Raw genomic sequence first — 12838 nt, forward strand, 5'->3', positions numbered from 1 at the left:
ACTGCCATGAAAAAAATACTATATACAATCTTATTTGCAATGCTGCTGTTGCCGAACCTAACGAAGGCGCAGGAAGCTGCAGGTCCGGTGGGCACCATTTGGTCGTTCCCGGTGATTTATAATTATGATGAAGAAGTGACCTGGTATTTCGATTTATCGGGACCACTTTCGCCGCCGAATCTGACATTTACATCTGGATTTGGTCGCCGTCTGAGCCGGATGCAGGCCATTGGGAAAACTCTTCTGAATTCGCCAAATTGCATTATGAAGGAAACATGGTGTGGAGTTTCAAACTGACGCCAACGGTTTATTTCTCTATGACTTCGGATGCCATCGCGGCAAGCGCAGGTTTCTGGTTCAGATTGAAAGACAAAACCGGCACGAAACAGTCTGATGTTGCGAACGTGGGTTATACGCCGTTTTCTTCTTTCTACACCGCCAATGAAATCAAGCGTTCGTATCCGGAAGCACCGAGTCTGGATAAAGGTGTAAGTATCTTATTCAACTCGAATCTCGTTCCCGGATTTGCCGATGCAACCAGCGTGCACTTTCACAGCGGACTCAACAATTGGGCGGTTTTGCAGGAATATCAAGCTTGGTTACCCGAAATCGTTGAAAAAACAAAACTCAAAAACCTCGGTAACGGTTTCTATAAAATGGATTTGGTTCCGAAAACCTATTATCCGGTTCCCGACGGTTTCATCATGGAAAATATGGTTTTTCTTTTCGTAAAAGACAATTGGGCGGGTACTTCTCCGGATCAGATTATTTACGCTGCTGAATATGTTGCGCCGCCGCCGCCGGAATTCAGGTTCTATCCATTACAAATCAGTAAAAAAGATTTCCTCGGAATCGCCAGAAAAAACAACGAGCCTGGCATCAACAAACTGATTTATACCGTTACGGCCGGAACGACTGTATTGAACGGGGAATTCACGGGCACTATGAATGAAATCAAAGGATTCGTAAATCTGCCATCTGCGCTTCAAAATGTAAATGTGAGTGAAATTCATGTTTTGGTAAAAGACAATGCCAACCATACGATTTCCGATACGACGATTCCGCTCAAGACACTCGACTAACAAAACACTATCAACTTAAAACCAATAAAATGAATAGTAAAAATAAAAATGTCGTCCGGCCGCAAGTGCCGACTAATGCGCCATGGCTACTGCTGATTGTCATGTTGTTACTGTCGGTGGGATTGTATGCACAGGACAAAAAACTGATATCAGGCGTTGTTTTTGACAATATGGGCGTGGCGTTGCCGGGTGTTTCCATTCAGGAATCGGGCACAACCAATGGCACTTCAACAGACGCAGACGGGAAATTTACACTTGGCGTAACTGCCGGAAATTCGATTACCGCTTCTTTCTTAGGTTTCACAACGCAAAGTGTGGTAATTTCTGCCACGACAAAATCCCCGATTGAAATCCGCCTCGCAGAAGATGCACAGCAACTCGACGAAGTTGAATTGGTTTCCGTAGGTTACGGCACCATGAGAAGATCAGATCTTACAGGTTCTATTTCGACAGTAACTGATAAAAACCTCGTAAAAGGCGTAATTCCGTCAACGGAATTGGTATTACAGGGAAAAGTGGCCGGTTTGGCCATCTATCGCAGTTCAGGCGATCCAAGCGCAGGTGGTTCTTTAAGATTACGAGGAGGAACATCATTAACGGCAAATAACAGTCCGCTTATCGTTATTGATGGGATCGCGGGTGTAGACATCAACATCGTACAACCCAACGACATCAAATCAATTGACGTTTTGAAAGACGCTTCGGCAACCGCGATTTACGGTTCAAGAGGCGCGAACGGTGTTATCATCATTACCACCAAAAAAGGAACTGCCGGAATGAACGTGACTTACAGCGGTTTCACCGGAGTAGGTGAGGCTTCCAACAATCTTGATATGCTTTCTGGCGACCAATGGCGCGGTTATGTGCGTGACAACGACCTTGCTGATGCAATTGATTTTGGTGGGAATACAGACTGGCAGAAATCATTGCAACAATCTGCTTTTACGCAATCGCACACCATTAGTATTGCTTCAGGAAATGAATTGAGCGGATTGCGTACTTCATTCTCTTATTTCAACAGCGAAGGCGTAATCAAAACGACAAGCCTTGAAAGAATCACCGCGAACATCAATACCTATCAATATGCTCTAGGAAAAATCCTCAAATTCGACGCCGGCATCAACGCGAATATGGACAAATGGCATCCGTTCGAATTACCGTATTTTCGAACGCTCTTTCAACCTCAATCCGACGATTCCGGTTAGAAATGCCGAAGGTGAATTCACTTCCGTTGGCGGAACATTGAACGAAAATCCAGTTGAAATTTTAGAAAACCGCACAGCCGACAACAAACGCACAAGGCTTTTGGGTTATTTCAAAACCGAAGCGACTTTGTTCAGTGATTTGAAAGCCGTCGTGAATCTTTCGTTAGAACACAATGCGATGACGGGAAGCACTTACAAACCGTCTTACGCTGTTCTCGAAGGAATGACCGAACACGGTTACGCCCAAAAAATCTACGGAGAATACACCACAGGGCAACTTGAAGCTTACCTGAATTACAACAAGATCTTCGGAAAACATAGTGTTGGTGCTACCGCCGGATATTCTTTCCTTGAAAATATTTACGAAGGTTTCGGTGCACAGCGAAGCGGATTTGAAACCGATTTGTTCGGATATAACAACCTCGGTGCAGGATACAATTTCCGTCTTGGTGATGTATATTCGTATAAAGGAAAATCAAATCTTGTGTCGTTTTTCGGGCGTGTAAATTACGCTTACGACGGAAAATACATGATCACAGGAACAGTAAGACGTGACGGTTCAAGCCGTTTCGGAGCCAATAACAAATGGGGCGTTTTTCCATCGGCGGCAGTTGCATGGAAAATCAGCGATGAAGATTTCATGAAATCGTCAGAAAAATGGATCAACAATCTGAAACTTCGTGTAAGCTACGGTGTTACCGGAAACCAGGATGGCATCGGCGAATACAAATCGCTTTCCATCTTAGGCGTTGGAAATGACAGTTATTACGATCCTGCAACGGGAAGCTGGAGTTCGGCCTATTCACCAACGCAAAACCCGAATCCGAACTTGAAATGGGAATCGACAGCAACGACCAACATCGGCGTTGATTTCAGCCTTTTCAACCGCATCACCGGTAGTTTCGAATGGTATTCCAAATACACAAAGGATTTATTGTACACATATCAGGTGCCGCAACCGCCATATTTGGTTGGAACGATGCTCGCGAACGTAGGCGAATTGTCTAACAAGGGAATCGAATTGACTTTAAACGCGAACATCGTCAAAAAAGGAAAATTCACCTGGGATGCGAACCTGACTTTCGCTAAAAACAAGCAAATCATCGAAAAATTGTCGAATCAGGTGTATCAGACCGACGCGATTTACAGCGGTTCATTACACGGTCTTTCAGGAATGTCGAACCAATTTTCGCAAATCATCGCCGAAGGGTATCCGCTAGGGACTTTCTGGGGTTACGAAAGCAAAGGATTGGATGAAAACGGAGAATTCATTTTCAGGCACGGAAGAAAAAGCCATCGGCAGCGTACAACCAGATTTTACTTTAGGACTCGGAATGAATTTCTCTTATGGTAATTTAGATCTTGGCATTTCCGGTTACGGAAGTTTCGGCCAAAAAGTACTCAACGCCACTGCAATGATGCTCAACGACCCGAATAGGTTGCCGGCTTACAATGTTCCGGAACACGTTCCTGAACAGCGGCATCACTTCGGCACCAAAATATTCAAGCTACTGGATTGAAGATGCGTCTTTCTTCAGGTTGCAGACGGTGACTTTCAGGTTACAACGTCCCATTCAAAAAATCAGGCCCAAATTGCGCGTTTACGTAATGGGAGAAAACCTCGCAGTGTTTACCAACTACAGCGGCGTTGATCCTGAACTCGACCTTACGGGATTATCAAATCCGGGAATCGACAGGTTTAACAACTATCCGAGACCAAGAACTTTTTCGCTAGGACTCAATTTCACGCTTGACAAATAAGCGCACTGATAACCATAAAATTCAAAAAAATGAAAGTCAAAATAACAGCATTAGTATTGACCGCGGCGCTCACTTTTCGTGTACAAATCTCAACGAAGATTTGTATGACAGGGTAGAAGACGGCAATTTCGGTCAAACGCCAAGTGAAGTCCAGGCAGGTTGTTGGGCAGCGCTTATTCTTCATTAAGGGGATTTGGCGATGCGATTTCCAATTCGTACCCGACCTGCGAATATGTGTTCTTTTTAAATGAAGTCGCCTCAGACGAAGCCACGATTCCAACCAGAGGAACCGACTGGTACGATGGTGGCCGCTACCAACAGGTGCAGCGCCACCAATGGACTGCCGATAATGGCATGATCCTTTCGGCGTGGCGTTATTGCTACACCGGAATCGCGAAAGTGAACTCTATTATTTATCAAATCGATAAATCGTCGTTGTCTGCTGAAGCGAAAGCACCGATTTATGCAGAATTGAAGTCGATTCGCGCTTACTATTATTACCAATTGCTCGACATGTTTGGGAATGTACCGATTGTAACCAATTTCGAAGACACCGGATTACCGACTAATTCGACGCGTCAGCAAGTTTATGATTTCGTTGAATCGGAATTATTGGCTGCTTTGCCACATCTGCAATCGAATGTTGTGTATTCGAAATTCACTAAAAATGTTGCCTACGCTTTACTCGCAAGATTATACCTGAATTCACAGGCTTTCGTAGGAACACCGCGTTGGCAGGATTGCATCGACATGTGCCAGAACATTTCAGGTTACAATTTAACGACAGATTATTTTGCGAATTTCGCCACTGAAAACCAGACTTCACCTGAAATCATCTTATCGATTCCATACGACGGAGACGCGGGAACTTTAGGGAATTATCTGTCATCGATGAGCTGTCATTACTTACACAGATTCACCATTTCGGCAACCGGCGATTATCCTTGGAGTGCCAATGGAATCTGTGCACAACCGGGCGTTTACTCCTCTTTTGAAGATGTCGACAAGCGTAAAAAATCAATGCTATCAGGCGACCAGATCAGTCTTGCAACCGGCCAGGTCATCATTATGGATAGTGGGCAGCCGCTTTCCTACACCGAAGACATCACGAATTTCACCGATGCCAAGCAGAATGAAGGCGTTCGTCTCGTAAAATACCAGATGAAAGCAGGGGATAAGTGGGAACGCGATAACGACTGGGTACTCATTCGCTATTCTGAAATACTGATGATGCAGGCAGAATGTTATGTGCGTTTGGGTTCTCCGGATCTTGCGGTGCCGTTCATCCAACAGGTGACTTCGCGTGCCGGAACTGCAATGCCGGCAACCATCGACCTTGATTTCATCAATAAGGAATTGCTGCGCGAATTTTGTTTTGAAGGCAGAAGGCGTACTGACAACGTTCGTTTCGGGACTTACTTCCAACCGTGGTGGGAAAAAGGAACGACTGAGGCTTACAAAGCGATTTTCCCGATTCCGGCGACGGTTTTGAGTACGAATTCCAATCTTGTACAAAATCCAGGCTACTAATATTATTGCCGGCCTTCTAATTTTGTTTAGTTAGCGGGCCGGTTTTTTGCATTTAACTCCATTTCTCCATGAACAGATATTTATTTTTATCGGCCTTATTTTTAAGCCTTGCGATGTCAGGCTGCAGCAAAGATTCCGATGCGCCCGTTGAAGAAGAAACCAACGAACCTGTAATTCTGGCTGCCGTTCCGGTTACGAAAACCAACAATACCAAAATTTATGTGCACTATATGCCGTGGTTTGAAACTAAGGAAAGCAGCGCCGACCACCAATGGGGTTATCACTGGAAAATGAATAACAAAAACCCTGATAACGTGGATGCCAATGGAAAAAGGGAAATCGCGTCGCATTATTATCCGAAAATCGGGCCTTACCATTCAGGTGATAAGGACGTCATCGAAAACCATTTACTGTTGATGAAATATGCCGGAATTGATGGCGTTTTAATCGATTGGTACGGTTCATTCGACGTATACGATTACAAATCCAATAAAGAAAATACCGAAGCCCTGATCGATATGCTCGATGAGGTCGGATTGCAATATGCCATCGTTTATGAAGACCAGACGCTGCCGAATGTCGTAACCGCCGGCTTGGCTGCAACGAACGTCAACGGGGCGAAAGCGGATATGAATTACCTGCAAAGCAATTATTTCAACGACGCGGCTTACATCAAAATAAATGGAAAACCATTGTTGCTTGATTTCGGTTCGCAGGCTTTGACAACGCCCGCCGATTGGACTTCCGCGTTCAGCAACCTGAGCACAAAACCGACTTTTCTAACGCTCTGGAACGAATCTTCCGAAGCCGGAATGAACGCTTCAGGAGAATTTGCATGGGTGTATCAAAACAATAATTACCTGACGAATTTCTATAACAATAATGTGCCGAACCTTGCGGTTGCGATGGGAAGCGCTTATCCGGGATTCAACGATTTTTATCAGGAAGGAGGCGCCGGTGCAGGTTTAGGATGGACGATTGATCACAATAACGGCGCGACCTTAAGCACAACGCTCAATATGGCAGCTACCGCCAACATCGACTATTTGCAGCTCGTAACCTGGAATGATTTCGGCGAAGGTACGATGATTGAACCAACCAATGAATTCGGTTATTCTTACATTGAAAAAGTAAAGACTTTTGCAGGCGTGTCCGGAGCTAACGTTTTCAGTGACATCGGTCGTCTTTATGATTTGAGGAAACAATACAAATCCAACACCGCCATCCAGAAAAAACTCAACGACGCCTTTAATTATTTTGTTGCGATGCAGCCAGATAAGGCCGTTTTGATTCTTGATGCAATTCAATAAAATTGATAATTCTACAATTAAAAGTTTACATTAAGAAATTAAGATACATTAAGCCTAAATGACCCTTAATTTCTTAATGGTTTAAAAATCTTTTCTTGTTTGAATTTACACAGCCCAAACACAACACCAATAATGCCAATAAAAATGAAACAAATACGCTACAGTTACTGCATCGCAAGCTGCCTTTTATTAGTGCTCCTGTCGTGCGGTACAGCCAAAACCTATAAAATCTCTTCACCCGGCAAGAACAACGAACTCATCTTCGCACTTACCGAAACAGGTCAGCCGCAATATCGCTTTTCGTCATTCGGAAAATCGGTAATCGAGCCATCGTTGCTGGGATTTGAATTCCAGGATATCAAAAAAATGACAGATGGTTTTAAAGTCGTCAAGACCGAACAGCATACCGTCAATGAAACGTGGGAACAACCGTGGGGTGAAAGCCGAAAAGTGCACGACAGCCATAACGAATTGATCGTACATCTTCAGGAATCGAATGGCGAAAAACGATTGGTTGACGTAATTTTCAGGGTTTTTGATGATGGACTAGGCTTTCGATATTCATTCCCGAAACAACCGAATCTCGATAAAGTGAAGATTTCAAATGAAATCACGCAGTTCACTTTCCCATTCGATAATGACGTATGGTGGATTCCGGTGCACTCTGAAAACAGTTATTACGAAAGTTTTTACCGCAAAACCCCGATGAGTAAAACAGATACGATCAACACACCGGCAACTTTCGAAACCAAGGACGGACTTTATGTAGCTGTCCATGAAGCTAATTTAACCGATTTCGCCTCGATGACGCTTACTAAAACCCCGAGTAACCAATATAAAAGCGAACTCGTGCCCTGGGCTGATGGCGTGAAAGTGTATGCGCAGACACCATTTCAAACACCGTGGAGAACCATTGTAGTAGGCAAACAACCGGGCGATTTAGTAACGTCTACAGTAATGCTGAACCTGAACGAACCATCAAAAATCGACGATCATTCCTGGATTGCACCATCAAAATACATCGGCATCTGGTGGGGCATGCACCTGGAAAAATACACTTGGGGACAAGGAGAAAAACACGGCGCTACAACTGCCAACACTGAAAAATACATTGATTTTGCAGCCCAAAACGGCCTCGACGGCGTACTTGTAGAAGGCTGGAACCAAGGTTGGGACGGTGATTGGACTGCCGATGGCAACGTATTCAGTTTTGTAAAGCCTTACAATGATTTCAACCTTGACGAAATCAGTAAATATGCTGCGATGAAGAACGTGCGCCTTATCGGGCATCATGAAACTGCAGGAGCAACCAAAAATTACGAACGCCAACTGGATGATGCTTTTAAATTGTATAATAAAATGGGCGTCAATACTGTAAAGACAGGTTACGTCAACAAATACCTTGATAAAAAAGAATGGCACGACAGCCAATACGGCGTTCGCCATTACCGTAAAGTAATCGAAACTGCTGCCAAATACCACATTATGATTGACAACCATGAACCGGTAAAAGGAACAGGCATCCAGCGTACTTACCCGAATTTCATGACGCAGGAAGGGGGTCGCGGACAAGAATACAACGCCTGGTCTGCCGATGGCGGCAATACACCTGAGCACACCGCAACGCTTCCATTCACAAGAATGCTGTCAGGTCCGATGGATTATACGCCGGGGAATTTCGACTTCAATTATAAAACCCCTCAAGGCGCAAAAGTGCAGACAACTTTAGCCAATCAACTCGCCCTTTATGTAGTTTTATTCAGTCCGTTGCAGATGGCATCAGATTTACCAGAGAATTATGTTGGCAAACCTGAATTCAAATTCATAAAAGAAGTGCCCTGCATCTGGTCTGAAACAAAGGCTTTGGATTCGAAGATAGGTGAGTTCACAACCATCGTCCGCAAAGATTGGGAAGGCAGGAACTGGTATTTAGGCGCAGTAACCAACCGCGAAGCACGCGTGATAAAAGTACCGCTTTCATTCCTTGAAAAAGGCAGAAATTACACTGCCGAAATTTACACCGATCGGTCCAGGCACAGATTATAAAACCAATCCGTATCCTGTAACCATTTCAAAAAAAGAAGTCAACAGCACTACAGTTCTCGACCTGAATCTCGCTCCGGGCGGAGGAACGGCAATAAAATTTAGTTTGGAGTAATTTGAGTTAATTTTTTGATTTTAAGAAGGAAGTCCCCTGATAGCAGCAGGGGATTTTTTGGTTTTTGAATGCTTTTAGAATTTTGAATTTCCCCTCCTTTGGAGGGGGTGCCTGAAAGGCGGGTGGGAATTGGACGCAGATGACGCGGATGGGTGCAGATTTTCGCGGATTTATAATTGATTGTCATTTTGAAACGAATCAATCATACCCATTTTACCTTAATTATTCTTCATAGCCCGGATCAATTTATCATTGCGTCGCTCTGCACGCGCATTCTGCAATGAAATGACTGCCCACACGGCCGCCGGAATCCAGCCGATCAATGTAATCTGCAGGATGAGGCAGATGATAGCGGTAAAAATCCTGCCGCGCAGCAAAAAGGATAAAGCCGGGAAAAAGATGGCGATTAGTGTCATAACATATTGATTGATGAGATAGAGAAACTTTCGTTTGCAAGCTTATTCCGCAGCAGGAAATTTCGTGATATCCATATAAAAAATCTCCAGGTATGCCCGTCGAAATCTTCAATGGTGCGCTGTTGCATGAAACCGTAATCGCGCATTTCGCTTGGCTCGGTTCCTCCGGCATTTAATCCGCTGGCGACCATATTGTTGACTTCGTCAACGCTGTCAACCGACAATGAAAATAGTCCCGCTACAGCCGATTTGGTATCTGCGATAGGTTTGGTGGCAAAGCCTGCAAACTTTTCATGTGTGAGCAGCATTACGAAAATATGCTCGCTCCAGACCATGCATTTTCCGCTGTCGTCAGAAAATTGCGGGTTGTTGGTAAAGCCGAGTGCGGTATAAAACGCCATTGATTTTTGAAGGTCGGTTACCGCGAGGTTGATGAAGATTTGTTTTGACATTGTTATAAGTTTTGTTTGTTGATGAACGAAGTTAAGGAAAAGTATTTAGATTTTATGTGATGGGTGATTGACTGTCGTTGCGAGGTACTAAGCAATCTTTTTTATAGGTTTTATTATCGCTCTCTCGCTAGCATGGATTTGTGCAGTTGTGAGGCAAAATTATTCTTTAGGGATATTATCTTCAAGTTTAGATTTTTTTCCTAGACTTAGAACTTTGTCTTTAAATCCTGGTATTGATTTCATTGCATCTTGAAATTGTGAAGAACTAATAAATTCATGCCATGGACTTCCAAAATGCTCTTTTTCCATTAGTCTTAATGGTGCTTCTTCTAACCGAGATAAAGCAGAAGTAAAAAGTCTTTTTTCTAAATTAGTATCGATACGAGCAGCTTCTTTCCTATAACCTTCATATGCCTTTGCTACTGAAGCTTTGAATGCATAATCCTCAGACAATTTAAATCGTTGGCTTATTTGCTTTGTAGCTATCCATGCAAACCAAATTGGTGCGCCTAAACTAATAACAGATAATGAGACTTGTATCCAAATGTGCTCACTATTATTTTTAGCTTCTAAAGCTTTATTTATAATTTCAAATCTTAAATATCCAATCCACATTGCTGCAGCGAGTGAACTGAGTAATCCAATTACCCAAAGGGACATGGAGTTCGAAAGTTTATTAGCTCGTAAATCAAACGCTGCGGCAAGTCCTTTTGTGGTTGTTATCTTGTATGCTTCTTCACATTGAGAGACAAGTTTATCAGCTTCTTCTTTTTTGTTTAGAATTTCTTTTGATATTTTTTCAATTTGATTTAAATAAGTTCCAATTTTTCCAAATTGTTCAGCTGAATCAGTGGAAAACTTATCTACTTTTCCTCGAGCTTCTTTAAGGTTTTCTAAATCAGTAGGCAATGTTTCAGCTGCTTCCGTTGCTTTTTGAATTAAATCAATTTGTGATTTTAAATCTTCCTTATCAGGGATTAATGCTGTGAGTTCTGATTGAATTGATCGTAGTCTCCGTGCCAAATCTTTTGGTAACGCTTTATTGTCTTGCATTACTTCCCAAGTGAAAAGTGGTTCTAAAGTGCTACTAATCCATTCGATTAAAGAAAAATAGTTCGGTGCGGCATCTTTACCGTTTCCATTAAATAAGTATGGAAGATTTTGAGATTTGAAATTTTCTATTCTCTCTGGGATAAATTCAAGTAAATCCTCTTGATCCTTATCAATATCTTGGATATTGGCCGATGTAATCTTTTGTGAAAGGTTAGATGCAAGTTCTGCTAAATCATGTCTGGTTAAAGGTGGGCAATGCCAACCCCAAGTATCTGCCATTGTTTCATCTCCAGAATATGCTGAAATTATTGAGGCCTCCAAATCGTCTAATGATTCAACAACTGCTAGTAAAGTTTTGTTCATTGTGTCGTTTTTAAGAATTATTTTCATTTCGAGGGTGAATAACTCCAGTCAATTCCCAAATTTAAACCAAAACGCCTCAAAATTCATGCATTTAGGTTCAAATTTCACCCTCTAAGGTCCAAATTTCACCCTTTTAGGTTGAAATTCTAATCAAAGAGCTTAAAAATTCATGCAAAAAGGCTCAAATTCCACCCTTCATGCATCAAAAAAGCAGCTCCGGGGCTCATAACGCCCGGAGCCTATAATCTATCGGATTATCAACCATTAATTTTAGGTTTGTATGGCCTTCTGGCAAATCGCTCCTGCAAATCCTCATAAATCGGCTTGGCTGTTTGTACGCCTTTTGAATTCGCTTCCCTGACCTGTCCATAATAGAGCATAGCCGCTTGTAATGCCTTGCTTCCTGCGAGCGTTACCGTGTCTTTGGCGTCAGCGGCGAGTTGCGTAGCCAGATTTGCAATCGGCTGTAATTGCGTGACTACGGTTTCATCTTTAAAAAATTCTGCCTTTTCCATATAGTCAGGAATGAATTCCGGATTCGTCTGCATGTAAGACTTGGTTTTTTGTACGGTTGCTACCGTCTTGTCGCCCATCTTAAACATCGTTTCGCGTTCATCGGCGGTCAGTGCCTGAAGAAAAGGTGCCAAAGCTGTCCTGCATTCCTGTAATTTTTCTGTAACTCGGTCGATAACCTCTTGTGGTATCTCGACCCTAATCTGGTTTTGGGTCATAATAAAATAATTTAAGTGTTAATTATTGGGTTTTTATCACGACCAATCATAATAAAAAATAATTATATTTCATTAGGTATAAATACCTCATTTTATACAATATTTCTTTTCGTCAGTTAGGTTTTAAAAAGATTCTCAGAATGCCGATGCAACCACTGCCGGGAGTTATGAGGTTAGGGTAGAGGAGTAGCGTTTGATGGTTCATGGTATTGGGTGCAAGGTGCATGGCGATGCTGGTAAATCCTTTCCGTTTGGAGGGGATTTTTTTTGCGCCGTCAGTTCGAGTTTCAAAAGATTTGCAATCAGCTAATCTTTGAAGTATCGAGAACGGTTATAAGATGTAAAGCTTCTCGATACAATTTCAGGAAAAAGCTGTCGCATTTTTCCTGAAATCACTCGAAGTGACGCAAGATTACTCGAAGTGACGCAAATTCGTCAGTTCGAGTTTCAAAAGATTTGCGATCAGCTAATCTTTGAAGTATCGAGAACGGTTATAAGATGTAAAGCTTCTCGATACAATTTCAGTAAAAAAGCTGTCGCATTTTTCCTGAAATCACTCGAAGTGACGCAAGATTACTCGAAGTGACGCAAATTCGTCAGTTCGAGTTTCAAAAGATTTGCGATCAGCTAATCTTTGAAGTATCGAGAACGGTTATAAGATGTAAAGCTTCTCGATACAATTTCAGGAAAAAAGCTGTCGCATTTTTCCTGAAATCACTCGAAGTGACGCAAATTCGTCAGTTCGAGTTTCAAAAGATTTGCAATCAGCTAATCTTT

At 42.7% G+C, this 12838-nt stretch carries 15 protein-coding genes; 10 read left to right on the forward strand and 5 right to left on the reverse strand.

Annotated elements, in window-relative coordinates:
- Nucleotides 1-6: 6 nt before the first annotated feature.
- From ACSLFW_RS10915 to ACSLFW_RS10960, 10 genes are all read left to right on the forward strand, one after another.
- The gene (locus ACSLFW_RS10915) at nucleotides 7-297 is read left to right on the forward strand and encodes a hypothetical protein (RefSeq protein ID WP_436555756.1); all 291 of its coding nucleotides are present in this window, start codon (nucleotides 7-9) and stop codon (nucleotides 295-297) included.
- Nucleotides 258-1082 (forward strand): hypothetical protein, encoded by an 825-nt coding sequence (locus ACSLFW_RS10920; RefSeq protein WP_436555757.1) that lies wholly within the window; start codon nucleotides 258-260, stop codon nucleotides 1080-1082. Before ACSLFW_RS10915 ends, ACSLFW_RS10920 begins: the two co-directional genes overlap by 40 nt.
- A gap of 29 nt (nucleotides 1083-1111) precedes the next feature.
- Complete coding sequence (locus tag ACSLFW_RS10925) at nucleotides 1112-2287, forward strand: carboxypeptidase-like regulatory domain-containing protein (RefSeq protein ID WP_436555758.1); 1176 nt, start codon at nucleotides 1112-1114, stop codon at nucleotides 2285-2287.
- A complete protein-coding gene (locus ACSLFW_RS10930; RefSeq protein ID WP_436557435.1) occupies nucleotides 2277-3641 on the forward strand; it encodes a TonB-dependent receptor domain-containing protein in 1365 nt (454 codons plus the stop codon). The genes ACSLFW_RS10925 and ACSLFW_RS10930 overlap by 11 nt, the downstream gene beginning before the upstream one ends.
- Nucleotides 3622-3807, forward strand: coding sequence for a hypothetical protein (locus ACSLFW_RS10935; RefSeq protein ID WP_436555759.1), 186 nt, complete (start codon nucleotides 3622-3624; stop codon nucleotides 3805-3807). Before ACSLFW_RS10930 ends, ACSLFW_RS10935 begins: the two co-directional genes overlap by 20 nt.
- Entirely contained in the window at nucleotides 3740-4048 is a 309-nt protein-coding gene (locus ACSLFW_RS10940; RefSeq protein WP_436555760.1) for a hypothetical protein, read from the forward strand. The genes ACSLFW_RS10935 and ACSLFW_RS10940 overlap by 68 nt, the downstream gene beginning before the upstream one ends.
- Complete coding sequence (locus tag ACSLFW_RS10945; RefSeq protein ID WP_436555761.1) at nucleotides 4038-4235, forward strand: hypothetical protein; 198 nt, start codon at nucleotides 4038-4040, stop codon at nucleotides 4233-4235. The genes ACSLFW_RS10940 and ACSLFW_RS10945 overlap by 11 nt, the downstream gene beginning before the upstream one ends.
- Nucleotides 4211-5578, forward strand: coding sequence for a RagB/SusD family nutrient uptake outer membrane protein (locus tag ACSLFW_RS10950; RefSeq protein WP_436555762.1), 1368 nt, complete (start codon nucleotides 4211-4213; stop codon nucleotides 5576-5578). Before ACSLFW_RS10945 ends, ACSLFW_RS10950 begins: the two co-directional genes overlap by 25 nt.
- A gap of 68 nt (nucleotides 5579-5646) precedes the next feature.
- Nucleotides 5647-6888 (forward strand): glycoside hydrolase family 71/99-like protein, encoded by a 1242-nt coding sequence (locus ACSLFW_RS10955; protein WP_436555763.1) that lies wholly within the window; start codon nucleotides 5647-5649, stop codon nucleotides 6886-6888.
- A 144-nt stretch (nucleotides 6889-7032) separates the two neighbouring features.
- Nucleotides 7033-8934: a glycoside hydrolase family 97 protein gene (locus tag ACSLFW_RS10960; RefSeq protein ID WP_436555764.1), complete on the forward strand. Its 1902-nt coding sequence runs from the start codon at nucleotides 7033-7035 to the stop codon at nucleotides 8932-8934.
- A gap of 98 nt (nucleotides 8935-9032) precedes the next feature.
- Here the strand turns inward: ACSLFW_RS10960 and ACSLFW_RS10965 are convergent, their stop codons facing one another.
- The 5 genes from ACSLFW_RS10965 to ACSLFW_RS10985 all read right to left on the reverse strand — a co-directional run bounded on the left by ACSLFW_RS10965 (nucleotide 9033) and on the right by ACSLFW_RS10985 (nucleotide 12061).
- A complete protein-coding gene (locus ACSLFW_RS10965) occupies nucleotides 9033-9233 on the reverse strand; it encodes a hypothetical protein (RefSeq protein WP_436555765.1) in 201 nt (66 codons plus the stop codon).
- Between the two features lie 31 nt (nucleotides 9234-9264).
- The gene (locus ACSLFW_RS10970; protein WP_436555766.1) at nucleotides 9265-9462 is read right to left on the reverse strand and encodes a YqaE/Pmp3 family membrane protein; all 198 of its coding nucleotides are present in this window, start codon (nucleotides 9460-9462) and stop codon (nucleotides 9265-9267) included.
- Nucleotides 9459-9914 (reverse strand): VOC family protein, encoded by a 456-nt coding sequence (locus ACSLFW_RS10975; RefSeq protein ID WP_436555767.1) that lies wholly within the window; start codon nucleotides 9912-9914, stop codon nucleotides 9459-9461. Before ACSLFW_RS10975 ends, ACSLFW_RS10970 begins: the two co-directional genes overlap by 4 nt.
- Before the next feature lie 159 nt (nucleotides 9915-10073).
- Complete coding sequence (locus tag ACSLFW_RS10980; protein ID WP_436555768.1) at nucleotides 10074-11330, reverse strand: hypothetical protein; 1257 nt, start codon at nucleotides 11328-11330, stop codon at nucleotides 10074-10076.
- A gap of 257 nt (nucleotides 11331-11587) precedes the next feature.
- On the reverse strand, nucleotides 11588-12061 hold the full coding sequence (locus ACSLFW_RS10985; RefSeq protein ID WP_436555769.1) for a hypothetical protein: 474 nt from the start codon (nucleotides 12059-12061) through the stop codon (nucleotides 11588-11590).
- Between the last annotated feature and the right edge of the window lie 777 nt (nucleotides 12062-12838).

Origin of the sequence: Flavobacterium sp. 3HN19-14, assembly GCF_051373205.1 — a bacterium.
Classification (GTDB): Bacteria; Bacteroidota; Bacteroidia; order Flavobacteriales; family Flavobacteriaceae; genus Flavobacterium.